This is a genomic window from Nonomuraea rubra, from assembly GCF_014207985.1.
GTDB lineage: Bacteria > Actinomycetota > Actinomycetes > Streptosporangiales > Streptosporangiaceae > Nonomuraea > Nonomuraea rubra.
This window is the reverse complement of the sequence record NZ_JACHMI010000001.1, coordinates 12409364-12424817: the sequence shown is the minus strand read 5'-3', so window position 1 is coordinate 12424817 and position 15454 is coordinate 12409364. Positions and strand designations below refer to the sequence as shown.

General features: G+C 72.2%; 18 protein-coding genes. 10 read left to right on the top strand and 8 right to left on the bottom strand.

What is annotated here, in order from left to right; genetic code table 11:
- Positions 1 to 41: 41 nt before the first annotated feature.
- From HD593_RS57680 to HD593_RS57670, 3 genes are all read right to left on the bottom strand, one after another.
- Positions 42 to 839 carry a MerR family transcriptional regulator gene (locus HD593_RS57680; protein ID WP_246547305.1) on the bottom strand — a complete coding sequence of 266 codons (798 nt, stop codon included), beginning with the start codon at positions 837 to 839 and terminating at the stop codon, positions 42 to 44.
- 22 nt (positions 840 to 861) lie between these two features.
- Complete coding sequence (locus HD593_RS57675) at positions 862 to 1626, bottom strand: alpha/beta fold hydrolase (RefSeq protein WP_185111279.1); 765 nt, start codon at positions 1624 to 1626, stop codon at positions 862 to 864.
- A gap of 220 nt (positions 1627 to 1846) precedes the next feature.
- A complete protein-coding gene (locus HD593_RS57670) occupies positions 1847 to 2014 on the bottom strand; it encodes a hypothetical protein (protein WP_185111278.1) in 168 nt (55 codons plus the stop codon).
- Positions 2015 to 2164: 150 nt separating this feature from the next.
- Between HD593_RS57670 and HD593_RS57665 the strand changes: the two genes are divergently transcribed.
- Positions 2165 to 2752 carry an RNA polymerase sigma factor gene (locus HD593_RS57665; protein WP_185111277.1) on the top strand — a complete coding sequence of 196 codons (588 nt, stop codon included), beginning with the start codon at positions 2165 to 2167 and terminating at the stop codon, positions 2750 to 2752.
- Positions 2749 to 3813, top strand: a complete 1065-nt coding sequence (locus HD593_RS57660; RefSeq protein WP_185111276.1) for a CU044_5270 family protein — start codon at positions 2749 to 2751, stop codon at positions 3811 to 3813. The genes HD593_RS57665 and HD593_RS57660 overlap by 4 nt, the downstream gene beginning before the upstream one ends.
- Before the next feature lie 61 nt (positions 3814 to 3874).
- On the opposite strand, the gene HD593_RS57655 is transcribed toward HD593_RS57660, so the two are convergent.
- Together HD593_RS57655 and HD593_RS57650 are read right to left on the bottom strand one after the other, a co-directional pair.
- Positions 3875 to 4270: a hypothetical protein gene (locus tag HD593_RS57655; protein ID WP_185111275.1), complete on the bottom strand. Its 396-nt coding sequence runs from the start codon at positions 4268 to 4270 to the stop codon at positions 3875 to 3877.
- A 61-nt stretch (positions 4271 to 4331) separates the two neighbouring features.
- On the bottom strand, positions 4332 to 5435 hold the full coding sequence (locus tag HD593_RS57650) for an ArsR/SmtB family transcription factor (RefSeq protein WP_185111274.1): 1104 nt from the start codon (positions 5433 to 5435) through the stop codon (positions 4332 to 4334).
- A 71-nt stretch (positions 5436 to 5506) separates the two neighbouring features.
- On the opposite strand from HD593_RS57650, the gene HD593_RS57645 reads away from it, so the two are divergent.
- On the top strand, positions 5507 to 6697 hold the full coding sequence (locus HD593_RS57645) for an MFS transporter (RefSeq protein WP_185111273.1): 1191 nt from the start codon (positions 5507 to 5509) through the stop codon (positions 6695 to 6697).
- 63 nt (positions 6698 to 6760) lie between these two features.
- Here the strand turns inward: HD593_RS57645 and HD593_RS57640 are convergent, their stop codons facing one another.
- On the bottom strand, positions 6761 to 6928 hold the full coding sequence (locus HD593_RS57640) for a hypothetical protein (protein ID WP_221525450.1): 168 nt from the start codon (positions 6926 to 6928) through the stop codon (positions 6761 to 6763).
- A gap of 51 nt (positions 6929 to 6979) precedes the next feature.
- On the opposite strand from HD593_RS57640, the gene HD593_RS57635 reads away from it, so the two are divergent.
- The 5 genes from HD593_RS57635 (at position 6980) to HD593_RS57615 (ending at position 11535) form a co-directional block, all read left to right on the top strand.
- A complete protein-coding gene (locus HD593_RS57635) occupies positions 6980 to 7447 on the top strand; it encodes a hypothetical protein (protein WP_185111272.1) in 468 nt (155 codons plus the stop codon).
- A gap of 60 nt (positions 7448 to 7507) precedes the next feature.
- Positions 7508 to 8209 (top strand): vWA domain-containing protein, encoded by a 702-nt coding sequence (locus tag HD593_RS57630; protein WP_185111271.1) that lies wholly within the window; start codon positions 7508 to 7510, stop codon positions 8207 to 8209.
- 83 nt (positions 8210 to 8292) lie between these two features.
- Entirely contained in the window at positions 8293 to 9288 is a 996-nt protein-coding gene (locus HD593_RS57625) for a protein phosphatase 2C domain-containing protein (protein WP_185111270.1), read from the top strand.
- An 18-nt stretch (positions 9289 to 9306) separates the two neighbouring features.
- Complete coding sequence (locus HD593_RS57620) at positions 9307 to 10344, top strand: protein kinase family protein (protein ID WP_185111269.1); 1038 nt, start codon at positions 9307 to 9309, stop codon at positions 10342 to 10344.
- Positions 10345 to 11535, top strand: coding sequence for an FHA domain-containing serine/threonine-protein kinase (locus HD593_RS57615; RefSeq protein ID WP_185111268.1), 1191 nt, complete (start codon positions 10345 to 10347; stop codon positions 11533 to 11535).
- Here the strand turns inward: HD593_RS57615 and HD593_RS57610 are convergent.
- Complete coding sequence (locus tag HD593_RS57610) at positions 11525 to 13024, bottom strand: type 1 periplasmic-binding domain-containing protein (protein WP_185111267.1); 1500 nt, start codon at positions 13022 to 13024, stop codon at positions 11525 to 11527. The two genes, HD593_RS57615 and HD593_RS57610, sit on opposite strands and share 11 nt — an antisense overlap.
- Before the next feature lie 227 nt (positions 13025 to 13251).
- Here HD593_RS57610 and HD593_RS63080 point away from each other — a divergent pair, with 227 nt between their 5' ends.
- Positions 13252 to 13932, top strand: a complete 681-nt coding sequence (locus tag HD593_RS63080) for a hypothetical protein (protein ID WP_185111266.1) — start codon at positions 13252 to 13254, stop codon at positions 13930 to 13932.
- 158 nt (positions 13933 to 14090) lie between these two features.
- A complete protein-coding gene (locus HD593_RS63075) occupies positions 14091 to 14552 on the top strand; it encodes a GNAT family N-acetyltransferase (protein WP_185111265.1) in 462 nt (153 codons plus the stop codon).
- On the opposite strand, the gene sigJ is transcribed toward HD593_RS63075, so the two are convergent.
- Positions 14509 to 15417, bottom strand: coding sequence for an RNA polymerase sigma factor SigJ (gene sigJ, locus HD593_RS57595; RefSeq protein WP_185111264.1), 909 nt, complete (start codon positions 15415 to 15417; stop codon positions 14509 to 14511). The two genes, HD593_RS63075 and sigJ, sit on opposite strands and share 44 nt — an antisense overlap.
- Positions 15418 to 15454: the final 37 nt, after the last annotated feature.

The window sequence follows — 15454 nt, the reverse complement described above, 5'->3', positions numbered from 1 at the left end:
TCCACGACATCCGACAGACCCAACGAGACTCGCCACCTGCTCTACCGCGAATCAGGGGCAACGCGCTCGAGCTTGGTCCATCCCGTCCAGCCTCGCTGCTTCAGCAGCTCGATCAGCCGGCGCGCCGGCGGCACGGTGTCGAACGCCAGCGTGTCCATCAGCTTGGCGAGCGACGAGTCCATGTCGAGGTCGTCGACATAGCCCTCGCCCCGCTCCTCCGCCATCCGCGTGAGGTAGGCGGCCAGCTCGTCGGCCAGCCCGACCAGCCGCGGGTCATCGTCGGCCCGGTCGAGGGCCTGGCCGAGGGTGCGGTAGAAGTCGACGAGCCGCGGGTCGGCCAGTTGCTCGCGCTTGCGCGCCATCCACTCCGGGACCCGTTCGGGCGAGTGCGCGGCGAGCGGGATCCAGCCGTCGCGTTCGGCCTGGACGATCCGTTCGTCGACGCCGAGCGCCCGCAGCCGGTCGAGGTAGCCGACCACCTCCGGAGGCAGCACGAGGCCGTCCCTGGAGGTGAGCCGGGCGAGGCGTTCCCGGTGCCGCTGCCGCTGCCGGATCTCGGCGCGCAGCCGCCTGTCGATGTCCGCGATGGCCGCGGCGAACTCCTCCTCGCCGGCCTGCAGCAGCTCCCGCACCCGCGCCAGCGGGACCCCGGCCTCGGCCAGCGTCCGGATCCTGATCAGCTCGACCACCGCACCGCCGTCGTACCTGCGGTAGCCGAAGTGGTCCCGCTCCGGCTCCGGCAGCAGGCCCTTGGCGTGATAGTGCCGCACGGCGCGCACCGTCACTCCGGCGTACGCCGCCAGCTCGCCGATGGTCAGCATCGGGTCAGCCTTCCACATCTTGCGTATCCCGGATGAAAGGTCAGCCTTCCACTACTCGGGTATCCCGGATGATCCGGGCGACCTCCTGGGCGTGCGTGAAGACGAGCTGGTGGTCGGCGTCAAGCCAGGACGTGGTGATGTGCGGCTGCTCGCGGACCAGCCGCTCGACGCCTGCCCGCCAGTTCCGGTTGAACGACTGCGCGTGATCTACGCCGGCCATCGCGGTCGACATGATCATGTGGATGGGCCGGTCGATCTTTCTGTACTGGTCGAGAATCCCGGAGCGGATCGTGTCGATCTCCAGGTTCAGGTCGAGGATCTGCCGGCCGGTGAGCAGCACCTGGCGCGCGGTGCCTCGTTGGGTCTCCTGCTGCGCCGCCAGGTCGTCCCACATGGCGCGGAACTGGGGCAGGACGGACTCGCTGATGAACGGTTCGGGCGTCGGGTTCGCCCCGTCGATGAGAACGAGTCCGGCGACGGTGCCGGGGTGCCGGGAGGCGTGGTGCACGGCCAGGTCCGCGCCCAGGGAGTAGCCCACCAGCACGGGCGCCGCCTCCAGGTCCGCCATCACCGCGGCGAGGTCGCTGAGGAACGCCTCGAAGGAGTACCGATCGGCGGCCGAGGCGAGGCCGTGGCCCCGGAGGTCGAACGTCACCACGTCGTGGTCGCGCCGCAACAGCCCGGCCAGCTCGTGCAGGTGGGCCTGGGTCGAGTTCAGCCCGGGACACAGGACCAGCGCTCGCCCGTGGCCGCCCCGGGACACCGGGATCGTGACGCCGTCGTGGTGGATCGTGAAGTGCCGCATCGCCTGTCGCCTCTCTCGGCCCATACCCCGTCGCCACGGTCCGGCGACTCGCGTGGGCCATGCCGCCATGCTGAGGGGTTGCCCCTGCGTCAGGGGCAAACCCCCCGCGGACGCGACGGGTCAGGGCCAAGTCCCTCGCGGACGCGACGTGCCCACGTTCAAGGGCGAGCGGTCCTCAGACGTTCCGCCTCGGGTGTAGAACGGTGAGCAGCCGCCAGGGTCACGGCTTCAGGGCGATGGCGTGCACGGCCTCTTCGATCTTCTCCAGCCTCCGCCCGAGAACCTGCGCCTGGTACAAGGTCGCCCACACCTGAGCTGTGGACACGTCGCCCTTCTGCAGCGCCTTGCGGGCTTCGCTCTCGTAGTCGGTCTTCCCGAACGGCTCCATCGGCTCCTCCTGGGGGCAGTGGCTGACGTACGGCCACTGCCCCCAGGAACCCCGGCCCTCACCAGGCAGGGGCCATCGGATCGTGAAGAGGAACCGGGGGTTCGCCGAACTACGGGTGTTCCGACGTAACAGCCCGAAAGGCCGGCATGCATGACCGCTCCCCCTCAAGACGCGGCGCCTCCCAGCGAGGACACCGACGCGCAGGTGATAGAGGCGTCGTGGCGCGACCCTGACCGTTTCGGCGCCGTCTTCGACCGCTACTTCGCCGCCATCCACCGCTACGTGCACCTGCGCCTGGGCGAGTCGGCCGCCGACGACCTCGCCGCGGAGACCTTCCTGCGGGCCTTCCGCGGCCGGGACCGCTTCGACCTCACCTGCTCCAGCGCCCGCCCCTGGCTGTACGGCATCGCCTCCAACCTGGTCGCCGACCACCGCCGCGCCGAGGCACGCAGGTACCGGGCGCTGGCCAGGAGTGCCGAGGCGGAGGAGATCGCCGGCCACGACGAGCGGGTGGTGCAGCGGGTCTCGGCGGCGGTCATGCAGCCGCGGCTGGCCGCGGGCCTGGCCCGGCTCTCGTCCGGGGACAGGGACGTCCTGCTGCTGGTCGCCTGCGCCCAGCTCAGCTACGAGGAGGTGGCCACGGCGCTCGGCATCCCCCAGGGAACGGTGGGATCGCGTCTCAACCGGGCCCGCAGGAAGCTCCGCAAGATCATCGGCCCCGCCGGGGAGGCACTGTGACGAACGAACTCGAAACGATCAAGGCCCACCACGACAGCCTGCCGGCACCTTCGCCCGAGGCGACCGCCCGCGCCCGGGCGCTGATCACCGAAGAGACCGGGCGGGCCGGCAGCGGATTCCGGGGCAGGCGGTGGGTGGTGCGGGCCGGGGTGGCCGTGGGGCTGGCGACGGCGGTGAGCGCGGGGCTGGTCCTGGTGCGCGGCGGTGATGACTCCGTCCCGTTCGGGACGTCCCCGGCGAGCGCCGCCGAGTTGCTCCGGCACGCGGCCACGGTCGCGGCGCGGGAGGAGGTACGGCCGGGGCCGGGGCAGTTCGTGTACGTCGAGCAGAAGGACGTCACGTTCGCCTCCGGTTCCCAGGGCGAGTACAACCAGGACGTACGCCGGGAGGTGTGGATGCCGGGCGGCGATCCGGGCAAGGCCCTGACCCGCTCGACGTACGGGCGGACACACGTCATCAGCGGCGGCCGCCCGGAGCACGTGCAGGCCCCGGGAACGGTGGAGTACGAGCGGGCGGGGCAGTGCCGCGGAGGCTCCTTGGGCCTGCCGTTCCAGGCCGCCGATCTGCCCGCGGACCCTGACAGAGCCCTGGCGGAGATCCGCCAGGCGGCGGAGGAGTTCGTACGGTCGGACCAGCGCAGACGGGGCGAGACGAACCTGAGCCGGAACGAGGTGGACATGCGGGTCCAGAAGGTCGTCGCGAGCTCGTTGCTCGGGCTGGCGCAGAACCCGCTCACCTCCTCCCGGACCAGGGCCACGGTCTTCGGCGCGCTGTCGAGGATGCCGACGGTGACCGTCGTCCCGAACCTCACCGACCCGGCCGGACGGCAGGGAGTGGGAGCCTCGCTCAAGCTCGACGCCCCGGGCGGAGGCTGGGAGCGCGGGGAGCTCATCTTCGAGCCGGGAACGTACCGGTTCCTCGGCTACCGGAGCTGGATCGGACGGCAGCAGGGGGGACAGGTCAGGGAGACGCCGGGCGCGAGCACGGCGGTGCTGACGGTGAAGGTCGTGGACTCCGTGCCGGAGGTGCCGAAGGACGCGGGCAGGCCGCTGTTCTGCTGACCCGCGCCACGGGGGTCCGGGCGGGACCCCCGTGACGAGCCGGAGTCGCCGCGCATGGTGATCAGGCGGCGTCGAGGGCTTCGGTGATCTTGCGGGCCATCTCGGTCGTGGTGGGGTTCGGCCGGCCCTGCTGAGCGGCTTCGACGCAGACCAGGACGGTGCGGCGGAAGTTGTCCGCCTCCTCCGGAGCCTGCTGCTTGAGCAGGCCGATGGAGGCGGTCAGGGCGGGCAGGACCTGGTCGGCCAGCTCGGCGACGTTCTTGCCGTACTTGACGCCCTTGGGGGCCTTGGCCAGGACGTGCCCGACCAGGCCGGTGGCCGAGGTCAGGGCGATGGAGCCCTGGGTGCCGGCCTTGTGGGCCGAGCCGGCGGCGTCGGCGGCGGACATGAGGAAGACGGCGCCCCAGCCGGCGAGGCGGAGGGTGTGCTGGTCCTGGTCGGTGAGGGTGATGGTCATGATGGCAGTGCTCCTTCTGGGCGATCCGGTCGAGCGGCGGGTGCCGCTCCGTTCATGACCGTTACGATCGCGGGCCGGTCTGACGCGGCGCCGTCGCCGCGCTGACGCGGCCGCTGACACCACCCCCACCGGGGGCCGAAGCATCATCCACGGGCACCTCCCCGCCGGTGGCCGACGAGTCCACGAGCACCTCCCCGCCGGTGGCCGAAGCGTCCACGAGCACCTCTCCGGCCGCCGTCCGCAGGTACAGCACCGACCGCCCGGCCCGCCGCCGCTCCACCAGCCCCGCGTCCAGCAGCACCCGCAGATGCCGGCCCACCGACCCCAGCCCCTGACCGGTCACGGCGACCAGCTGGGTCGTGCTCATCGGAGTCCCCAGCAACAGCAGCACCCTGGCCCGCGCCGTCCCCATGAGCGCGCCGAGCCCGGCCGGGACGGGCCGCCGGTCGTGGTGCTCGGCGAGCACCCCGAGGCACGGGTAGACGATGGCGTACCGCTCCCGTTCCTCCCACGACACCCACCCGGCCTTCGGCGTCACCGGCATGAACAGCAGCTCGGCCCCGGCCGCGATCTCCCGCGGCGGAACCGCGTGCAGGTTGACCTGGAACCGGCTCTCCCCGATCCACCGCGTCCCCGGCCGCAGCGAGTCCAGCACGGCCGCCCAGCCGCCCTGGCTCACCTGCGCCGTCCGCGCGACCACGTCGGCCTCCAGGACGCGCCGCCGGCGCTCCCAGTACGGCCGCACGGTCTCCTCCCAGACGTACGTCAGCAGCATGGCCGCCCGCTCGGGCAGGTCGTCCCGCTCCAGGGCGGCGGGGAGCGGGCCACCGACGGACACGCGGAGGTCGGCCCGCGCCTGCGCGGCGCCGGTCGCCCGCACCCTGGCCACGGTCTCCGCGAAGCTCTCCCCCTCGTGCGAGGTGGCGCAGAAGAAGTCGGCGACCCACGACCTGCCGAGCGCCGCCCGTACGAGCAGCGCGGCCACCGGGTCGGTCGCGAGGTAGGCGCGGTAGCCGGGCAGGTGCGCGCGCAGCCAGGCCCCCTCGCCCGGATGGGCGCCGGTCCCCGTGTACAGCAGCTTCAGGCTCGCGAACGTCTCGGCGAACGGAGAGAGCACGAACCGGCTGCGGGCGAGCGTGTCGGTGTCGATCTGCCACAAGCCCATGCGTGTCCCGACCTTTCGCGTCCTGGCGAAACAGTAAACACGATCCCCCGACCGCTCGGAGACTGCGACGCATGCGCAGCTACCGAACCCTTGTCCGCACTCCTGAGTTCACCCCGTTCCTGCTGTCCTTCGCCGCCTTCGCCGCTGCCCAGACGATCGGCTCCCTGGCCCTGGGCACGCTGGTCTACCAGGCCACCGGCTCGCCGCTGCTGTCGGCGGTGAGCATGTTCGGCCCGCAGCTCGCACAGCTGGTGGGGGCCACGTTCCTGCTCTCGGGCGCCGACCGCCTGCCGCCGCGCGCGATCCTGTCCGGTCTCGCGCTCGCCTATGCGGCCGGTACGGCGGTGCTGGCGCTGCCCGGGTTGCCGGTCGCGGCGGTCCTCGGGGTCGTCCTGGCGCAGGGCCTGCTCGCGGCGCTGGGTGGGGGAGTGCGCTCGGGGCTGCTGACCGAGATCCTGCCGAGGGACGGCTATGTCCTGGGCCGTTCGGTGTTCAACATGTTGTGGGGCCTGATGCAGGTCGCCGGGTTCGCGACGGGCGGCGCGTTGCTGACGCTGCTGACGCCGGGGACGTGCCTGCTGCTGGCGGCGGCGCTGTACGTGACGTCGGCCCTGGCCACCCGGCTGGGGCTCACGGCTCGCCCGCCGCGCTCCTCGGGCCGCCTGTCCGTGTCGGCCACCTGGCGCACCAACGCCCTGCTGTGGTCCTCGCGCTCCCGCCGCCTGACGTACCTGGGGCTGTGGCTTCCCAACGGCCTGGTGGTCGGCTGCGAGTCGCTCTACGTCTCCTACGCCCCCGGGGCCGCCGGCACGCTGTTCGCCTGCGCGGCGCTGGGCATGTTCGTGGGCGACGTGGTGGTGGGGCGCCTGGTGCCGCCCGCTTGGCGGCCCCGGCTCGCGGTTCCGCTGCGGCTGCTGCTGGCGGTGCCGTATCTGCTGTTCGTCCTGCGGCCGGGGGTGGCGCCGGCGGCCGTGGCCGTGGCCGTCGCGTCCGTGGGGTTCGGCGCGAGCCTGGTCCTCCAGGAACGCCTGATGTCCCGCACCCCCGACCACCTCGCGGGCCAGGCCCTCGGGCTGCACTTCGTCGGCATGTCCACGATGCAGGGCGTCTGTGCGGCTCTCGCGGGCGCGGTGGCGCAGGTGACGTCGCCGGCCGCGACGATGACGATGCTGGCGGGCGGGTCGGCCGCCGTGACCCTGATCCTCGCGGTGCTGGACAGGCGCGGTGAACGAGCCGGCCGCCAAGAACCGGTGTTCAGCTGAGGGCGGCTGCCGCGGTGGTGCCCCTGGTGTCAACTCCGGCTCAGTGGTCGCGTCAGTTCCGCGTCACCGTCGGGGGAACCGCACGCCGGTCAGTACCTCGGAGGCCGTCCACAGGCGGCGGGCGAGCGCGCCGTCCCTGGCGGTCTTCGACCGGCCGACGAGTTTCGGCGCGCCGCGGCCCTCCAGGAACCCGCTCGGGCCCGCGTAGGCGCCGCCGGGGACGTCCGCCACTGCGGCGTAGAGGGTGGGCAGGGCGGGCCCCGGCGCGCGATCATGGCGGGCGTGGCGATGCTCCGGTTACTGGCGATCAGCCTGCTCTGCGGGGTCGTGGCGGTGCCCCTCCTGGGGGAGCCGCGCGGCGACGGCTTCGAGCACGCGAGGTACGCGGTGCTCGTGGCGCTGGTCATCGGCCAGGCCGTCACGGTGCCCATCGGGTCGGTGGCCGGGCTCGTGCTCGCCACCACGGGCTCGTGGCCCCGCACTCCCGGCTACGCCACGGGCGCGATCACGGCCGCGTTCGGAGTGGTCGTCGCCACCCAGGCGTGGGCCGCTTCGAGGTGGATCGACGGAAGCCCTCCCGGTCTCCGCGATCCGGAGGACAGTTCTCTCGTGGCCGCCGCGGCACTCCTCTCCGGCGTCTTCACGATCTGCCTCGGCATCTGCATCGCCGTGATGCGATGGTCCGGCTACGATCCGCGAACCGCTCCGATACGCCGCAGCAGGACCAGACGTAGGCCGCGAACCCCCTGAAGTCCCCCTTCAGTTCGCAACCTTGCCAAGACCAGCAATCCCCATCAGGATGAAAAGCCGATGAGATCGGCGAACGGGCGCCCCCGCGCCTTCCCCTTTTACATCGTCTGCGACGTCTCGCACTCGATGCACACCGCCCGCGAAGACGGACGGCCCACCCCGTTCGAGGTGCTCTCCAACTGCGTGGGCGAGCTGCTCTTCGAGCTGGAGGCGGGCGATCCGGGCGTCAGCGAGGCGGCGCACGTGGCCGTGGTGTCGTTCTCCGACAAGGTCGAGCTGGTGCTCCCGCTGACCAGGCCGTGTGACGCGATGCGGGTGCCGGCGCTGAAGCCGGGCAGGCAGACGGACTATCTGGCGGTCTTCAGCGAGCTGGTGAAGATCCTCGAGAAGGACTACCGGAAGCTCTCACGGCAGTTCGACGTGCGGGCGCCGGTCGTCTTCTTCATCACGGACGGCGAGCCGTACGTGGGCAAATCCCATCAGGACGTCGAGATCTGGGGGCCCGCGCGCGACCGGCTGGCGGGGCTGCAACCGGCACCGTACATCGTGGCGCTCGGGTTCGGGACGGTGCGGGAGGAGACGTTGCGGCGGGTCGCCTCCACGCTCAGGGGTGACGTGCTGGCGTTCGCGGGCGAGGTCGCGACGGGGGCGGCCACCGTGCTGCACGGCATCGCGCAGGCCGTCTCCGACAGCATCAGCGCCTCCGTCAACCGGAACACGGCCGTGCTGCGCGGACCTGACGGGATGCGGCAGCTGAGATGATCAGAGCGGTGCTGGCGGGGTTACTCCTGGTCATCGGGATGGGTCCGGTGGGAGTGCGGCCTGGTCAGGCGCCGGAGCCGACCGTGACGGTGACCGTGACGCCGGGCCAGCGGCAGGGCGGCGGGGAGCCGGGGTCGGGGTGGCCGTGGTGGCTCCTGTCCGGGCTCGTCGTGGGCGGCGGTGGCGTACTGCTCGGGCAGGAGCTGGTCCGGCGCAGGACCCGCGGCGCGGGCGACGGCAGGACACCGCTCGGCCCGCTGCCGCAGCCGCTGCCCGTGCTGCTGGCGGGCGGCGCGGACTCGCGTGCGCCCGGCGTCGCGCTCGACGGCGGCATGCTCGCCCAGACCACGGTCCGCGCCGTGAGCCTGCGCGGCCGGCGGCACCGCTACCGCGGCGAACCCCTTCAGGACGCCTACGCCGTGCGACTGAGCGCGGACGGCCGGTGGGTGATCGCGGCCGTGGCCGACGGGCTGGGCAGCACGCAGCACGCCGAGCACGCGGCCGCGGTGGCCGTACGCGCCGCCACGAACCTCTCCCTGACCCCCGGCCTCGGCTGGCACGCGGCCTTCGCCACCATCGCGGGCGAGGTCATGCGCGCCACCTCCAGGCTCGGCGACCGGCGCACCGGCAGGCACGGCGCCGGGGCGTCGGATCCGCCCGCCACGACGCTGACGATCGGGGTGGTCCCCGCGGACGGCAGGCGCGGGATCGCCGCCTGCGCCGCCATCGGCGACTCGCCCGCGTTGTGGCTCCATGACGGGACGTGGACCGAGCTCTTCCCGCCGGAGGGGCAGCGGCCTGGCAACGTCACGTCCGCCCTGCCGGACGACCTCGGCGAGCTGCGGGAACGGCAGATCGATTGGGGGCCTGGCGATGTGCTCGTCCTGTGCAGCGACGGGTTCGGAACGGCCATGGGCGGCGGCGGCAGCGTGCTCGCCCAGCGGCTCGTCACCTCGTGGAGCTCCCCGCCGGCGTTGCGCAGCTTCCTGTGCGACGTGGACTTCCACCTGTCGACCTATGACGACGATCGGACCGTGCTGGCGTTGTGGGCGGGCCGTCACGACACGGCCGTCCTGTGACAGGAGTACCGCGGCAGCATGAACCCCCCAGACGTGGTCGAAGAGGCGGATCTGACGCCTGCCGCGGACGCCGGCGGCTACCACCTGCGCCCGGGCGGCCAGGCGCGGAGCCTGGAACTGTGCGAGGTCGGCGGCTTGCCCGGCCGGTTCCTGTTCAAGCGGTACGACGAGGAGACGCTGGCGGGGCTGGACGAGGAGGCGCTGCTCGCCATGGTCCGCTGGCGGCGCGAACTCCCCCGGCAGGACCGGGTGACACTCGACCGGCGCTGCGCCTGGCCGGTGGCGGTGGTCGGCCGGGAGCGGGTCACCGGGATCCTGATCAGGCCCGCGCCCGAGGAGATGTTCGCCGAGCTGCGCGACCGGCGGGTGCCGCGGCACCTGGACGAGCTGACCCGCTCGCCCGAGCGGGTGAACGCGCTGCGCGACCACTACGGCACGCGTTACTACGAGCCGCCGTACAAGCTGGCCGTGCTCGGCCGGCTGCTCTCGACCGTGCAGTGGCTGCACGAGCAGGGGTACGTGGTGGGCGACCTGCAACTGCGCAACGCCGTCTTCACCATCGACCCGGCGCCCGCGGTGTACCTGCTGGACTGCGACTCCTGCCTGCCGGTCGGCGGGCGCGGTGCCCTGCCGGAGGCCGACCCCGAGCAGTGGAAGCTCCCCCGTGAAGGGGCATTCACCCCCGAAACGGACTATTACAAGTTCGCCTGGGCCGTCGTACGGTGCCTCCAGGAGAGCGCCGAGACGTGGTCGCTCGACGAGACCGCGCTCGCCCGGGTCCTGCCGTCGCGGCATCGCCGCCTGATCGGCCAGTGCGTGGACGGCGCGCCCGCCTCGGTGGACGTCGAGCGGTGGCGGGCGGCGGGCGAGTCGTGGCGCTGGCTCGTCACTCCCGAGCACATCTACGTCGAGACCGACTCCAACCTGCGCGAGGCGTGGCGGCGGGGGAGGTCCGCGGTCGGGGACGGCTCGCGCGCCCGGCACGGGGGAGTCGTGGTGCTGATCGTCGTCCTGGCGGCGATCGCCGTCGTCGCCCTGGTCACGTTGGGAGTCTGAATGAACACCGGCGATCCGCGGCGCATCGGGCCCTACGAGGTGCTCGGCCGCCTGGGGGCCGGCGGCCAGGGCACGGTCTACCTCGCGCGGGGCGAGGCGGGCCGGGTCGCGATCAAGGTGATCCACGCGCAGGGGGCGGCCGATCCGCGGGCACGCAGGCGGTTCGCGGACGAGGTGTCCATGGCGTCGCGGGTGCCCAGGGCGTACACGGCGATGATCATCGACGCGGCCATCGACCGGGACCAGCCGTACATCGTGAGCGAGTACGTGGAGGGGCCGTCCCTCCAGGAGCTCGTCGAGACGCACGGGCCGCTGTCGGGGTCCGCGCTGGAACGCCTGGCGACCTACACGGCCACCGCGCTGGCGGCGATCCACGGCGCGGGAGTCGTCCACCGGGATCTCAAGCCCGCCAACGTCATCGTCGGCCCGGACGGACCGCGGGTCGTGGACTTCGGCATCGCGCGCGCCCTGGAGGCGACCGCCGCGATGACCACGCCGGTGGGCACGCCCGCCTACCTCGCGCCGGAGCAGGTGGGAGGGGCCGACGCCGAGGTGGGCCCGCCCGTCGACGTGCACGCCTGGGCGGCGACGGTGTACTTCGCCGCCACCGGCAAGGCGCTGTTCGCGGGGAGCAACGTGGCCTTCATCATCAACCGCGTGCTGAACGAGACCCCCGACCTGAGGGTGATCTCCGAGCCGCTGCGGTCACTGATCGCCGACTGCCTGGCCAAGGACCCGGCGCGGCGGCCGGCCGCCATGGACCTGCTCGGCCGCCTCGTGGGACACCAGTCGGAGACCACGCAGCAGACGATGCCGCGTACCGTGATCCTGCCCGCCACCCTGGGGACGCTGAAGGAGACCACCACGCTGGGCAGCGGGCCCGCGGCCGACATCGTGATCCACGGGACCGGGATCGCTCCCGCGCACGCCACCGTGCGCAGGGTGAGCGCGGGTTACCGGCTGCACGATCACAGCGGCGGGCTGGGCACGTTCATCGACGGCCGTCCCGTCCTGTACGCGACCCTGCGGCCGGGCGACCGGTTCAGGGTCGGCACGGCGCTGCTCCACCTCACCGAGGAGGGAGAGCTGGAGCACGTACGCTTCAGCCGGATGTCCCCCGCGCTCTGGTGGCTGCTCCTCCTCGTCGCGGCGGTGGCGCTGGCGGCGGTGGTCGTCGTGGTCACGGGATAGTCACGGGCGTGGGCGTGGTGACGTTCACGCGTTCGCCGGTCCTGGAGTCGAGGGTGAAGGCGCCGCTGGCGCCGCGGATCACGTTCGTGCCGGTGAACAGGTAGAGCTGGCCGCGCACCGCCGCGGCCGAGGGCAGGCTGAGCTGCGACGGGTCCACGCCGATGGCGGCCTTCTGCACCGCGGTCGCCGCGGCCGTCACCGCGTCGTACGCCAGGATCGCCAGCCCGCTGCCGAGATGCCCCGCGGGGAACGTCACCCCGTGGTGCGGTGCCACGAACTCGTTGCGGAAGTCCCGGTAGAGCTGGCGGTGCGGGTTGTCCTCGTGGTCGAGCCGGTTGGGGTCGGCCAGCGGCACGAACATCACCTTGATGGGCGCCTCCGGGTCGTGCAGCGACGGGTCGCTCGGGTCCTGGTCCTGGGCGTCGTCACCGGTGACGACGGTGATGGGCGTGGACCGGCAGGGCCGGCTGCGCAGCAGCTTGAGGAAGGTCGGCATGAACGCCTGGCGGCCGGCGTAGAAGATCATGTCGGTCTTCGTGCCGCAGATCGTGTCGCTGATGGTCCGAAGGAGCGAGGGGCCGCCACGCGGGTCGAAGGGGAAGCTGAGCCCCGACCTGTCGACGTACGGCTTGAGCCCCAGCTTCGGGTCGAGGAAGGCGTCCTTCAGCGAGCGGGCGTACAGGTCCTTGGTGCCCTGCGGGGTCACGTCGGCCCACATCAGTGCCGCGTTCCCGCCGACCTTCTTCTTCTTGAACTCCTCGGCGATGGCGGCGAGCTGGCCCGACGTGCTGACCGCGGTGCGGGTGAGACCGGGGATGGGCCCGGCGGCGTCGATCTCGCCGGTGGTGTTGAACCCGGCCGCGGTGATGAAGTCGGCGACCATCGGGATCCCGGGGTCCTTGGCCAGGGCGCGGGCGGCGTCGATGCTCTCCTGCTGGCTGGGGCCCATCCCGGTGACCGCGACGATCTGGCCGGGGCTGCCCGTCGCGCCCGTCGCGGCGTTCTTCCGTACGGCCTGCACCGTCGTCCGCCACTGCGAGCCGTCGTGCCCCGTGTTGGCCAGCAGCAGCCGGATCTTGGGGAACGTCTCGGAGCGGTTCGCCCGGTACTGGCCGATGAACGCCCCTTCGAGCTGATGCAGCGCGCGCTCGCCGACCAGCCCGCGCGGGCCCGCCCCCATCGGGGCCATGAGCGCGATCGTGCTGTAGTCCTTGCCCTGGGCGACCTGGCGGTTCTCCGCCGCGATGGCCTCCAGGATCTGCTGGTACTGCTTGCCCAGCACCGTCGTCCCGTCGGCCGGATCCATCAGCCCGACGCATTCACCGTCGATGTCCACGACGTCGGCGCTCTTCGTCTCGCAGCCGCCCCACGGCCACCAGCCCTGGGTGTAGTTCACCAGCACGACCGTGGAGATCAGCACGGCGACGACCACGACGATCACCACCAGGCGCCGCCGGAAAAGAGCTCCGGCCTGGCGTAACAGGCTCAAGGCGCGGGCTACCGGGGAAGGGGCCGGTGCCGGTTCGTCATACATCGTGGACTCCAAGGCCGTCACTGATCCCGTGACCGTGCAGCGCTCGCACGCTTTCCCTCCCTGAAGCGGCGGGCGCCTAAACTCATCGTCATTAAAACGTGATCAACAGCGGCCGGACAACAGTCGGCATCACTGTTGGGACAGATGGGGCAGAAGGGGATGCTCTACAGCACAATCGAGACATGGGAAACCCTCGGCAGCCCGTCCCGCGGGACTACCCCGGTGTGGTCGCCATCCTGGTGGCGATCCTGGCCGTCCTCCTGCCGGGCGGCCTGGCGTTCAGCGTCTACAGGTACCTGAACGGCACCGCCCCGATCACCCTCGTCGCCCGGCCGGCCACGAACTCCACACCCGAGCCCGCCCGGCCCAGCCCCGGCAAGAAGGAACGCCGGGACCCGCTGATCAGCGACTCCGAGTTCGGCGACTGGAACTTCCGGATGGGCAGCGTCGCGTTCAAGGCCAAGAGGGTGAGCGGCTGGACGTACGACTCCTGCGTGCCGGTGGACAGGCAGGGCGTGCTGGCGGAGAACGGGTGCGAGCGCGCCGTCCAGCTCGCCTACTCCGCCTACAGCGGGCACCTCACCGCCGTCCAGGTCATCATGTCCTTCCCCAGCGAGCAGGCCGCCAAGGCGACGGCCAAGCACCTGGCCGGCTCCTCACGGGCCGTGAAATGGCGGCGGGACAGGATGCTCGACGAGTACGTCTACGGCAGGATCCGGTCGGGCGCGACCGGGCGTTACGTCGTCTACACGGCCGTCACCGCGGACAGGACGGCCCAGGCGAAGGCCGCGCGCTTCCACCAGTCCATGCAGGCGGACCACCTGAGCTACTTCCTCTTCAGAGACCCGGCCGTCACGGGCTGAGCACGCACCGCGAGGTCACGGGCGAGAGCGACCAGGTGGGGCAGGCGCAGGGTGCGGACTGCACCGACGGCTCTGTCCACAAGCTGCACCAGCGACCCCCGGGAGTTCGGCGAGACGCCGCTGCGGCCGGTCGGGCGTCGAACGCTAACATCGCGATTGTGGCAGATTGGGAGCTTCGTCCGGCTTTGGTGGCGGACGTCGAGGCGGTGGCGGAGCTGCGGGCCGTGGTGCTGCGCGAGGACCTCGAACGGCTGGGCCGCTTCGACGAGCATCGCGTGCGGCAGCGCCTGCGGGACGCGTTCGAGCCGGCTCACACCTGGACGATCGAGGTCGGCGGTGCCTTCGCCGGCTGCGTCGCGCTGCGGCCGGCGGCGGGCACGTACTGGCTGGAGCACTTCTACCTGGACGCGCGGCTGCAGGGCAGGGGTATCGGCACCGCCGTGCTGGGCCGGCTGCTGGAGCGCTGCGACCGCGAGAACGCCGTGGTCAGGCTGAACGTGTTGCAGGGCAGCCAGGCGCGCCGGCTGTACGAGCGGCACGGGTTCACCGCCGAGTCCGAGGACGAGGTGGACGTCTTCATGGTGCGGTCCCCGTCCAGGGACGGAGCTTCTCCGGGTTGAGCACCGCCCAGATGTGCTTGATGCGGCCGTCCGCGATGTCGAAGGCCAGCACCGACACGGTGACGCCGTCCAGCTGAGCCACCAGTCCCGGCTGGCCGTTCACCGTACGCTCGACGAGCTCCAGATCCGACCGCGCGTCCATCCGGTCGGCGAAGAAGCGCGCGATCGGCTCGGCGCCCCGGACGGGGTGGAGCACGGCCGTGACGAGGCCGCCGCCGTCGCCGGTCGCCGTGGCCTCGGGGTCGAGGATGGCGATGAGGGCGTTGATGTCCTTGCCCTCCCAGGCCTGCTTGAACGCCCTGACGACGCCCGCCTGCTGCGACGACGGCGCCGCGGGGACGTGCGAGTCACGGATCCGGCGGCGGGCCGAGGTGGCGAGCTGGCGGCAGGCCGCCGGGGTACGGCCGACGATCTGGGCCACCTCGGCGAACGGGTACCGGAACACGTCGTGCAGGATGAACGCCACGCGTTCCGCCGGGGTCATCGACTCCAGCACGACGAGGAAGGCCATGTTGATCGACTCGTCGAGGGTGACGCGGTCGGCGGGGTCGCCAGGCTGCCCGTCCGGCCACTCCGTACGCTCGGGCAGCGGCTCGGGGATCCACTCGCCCACGTAGCGCTCGCGCCGGGCGCGGGCCGAGCGGAGCAGGTCGAGGCAGATGCGGCCGGCGACCCGCGTCAGCCAGGCGGCGGGCGAGCCGATGGCCTCCTGCTGCTGCCGGGACATGGCGTACCAGCGGGCGTACGTCTCCTGCACCACGTCCTCTGCATCGGCCAGCGAGCCGAGCAGCCGGTAGGCGAGGTTGATCAGGTGACGCCGCTCGCTCATGATCGCGCTCAGCTCGGGGTCGGGTCGGGTGCCCATGGTGTCGCCGGCTCCTTCCGGTCGTCCTGCCTCCTAC

Coding starts and splice junctions, on each gene's coding strand:
- HD593_RS57680 (WP_246547305.1), bottom strand. CDS start 839: ATGTGGAAGGCTGACCCGATGCTGACCATCGGCGAGCTGGCGGCGTAC.
- HD593_RS57675 (WP_185111279.1), bottom strand. CDS start 1,626: ATGCGGCACTTCACGATCCACCACGACGGCGTCACGATCCCGGTGTCC.
- HD593_RS57670 (WP_185111278.1), bottom strand. CDS start 2,014: ATGGAGCCGTTCGGGAAGACCGACTACGAGAGCGAAGCCCGCAAGGCG.
- HD593_RS57665 (WP_185111277.1), top strand. CDS start 2,165: ATGACCGCTCCCCCTCAAGACGCGGCGCCTCCCAGCGAGGACACCGAC.
- HD593_RS57655 (WP_185111275.1), bottom strand. CDS start 4,270: ATGACCATCACCCTCACCGACCAGGACCAGCACACCCTCCGCCTCGCC.
- HD593_RS57650 (WP_185111274.1), bottom strand. CDS start 5,435: ATGGGCTTGTGGCAGATCGACACCGACACGCTCGCCCGCAGCCGGTTC.
- HD593_RS57645 (WP_185111273.1), top strand. CDS start 5,507: ATGCGCAGCTACCGAACCCTTGTCCGCACTCCTGAGTTCACCCCGTTC.
- HD593_RS57630 (WP_185111271.1), top strand. CDS start 7,508: ATGAGATCGGCGAACGGGCGCCCCCGCGCCTTCCCCTTTTACATCGTC.
- HD593_RS57620 (WP_185111269.1), top strand. CDS start 9,307: ATGAACCCCCCAGACGTGGTCGAAGAGGCGGATCTGACGCCTGCCGCG.
- HD593_RS57615 (WP_185111268.1), top strand. CDS start 10,345: ATGAACACCGGCGATCCGCGGCGCATCGGGCCCTACGAGGTGCTCGGC.
- HD593_RS63080 (WP_185111266.1), top strand. CDS start 13,252: ATGGGAAACCCTCGGCAGCCCGTCCCGCGGGACTACCCCGGTGTGGTC.
- sigJ (WP_185111264.1), bottom strand. CDS start 15,417: ATGGGCACCCGACCCGACCCCGAGCTGAGCGCGATCATGAGCGAGCGG.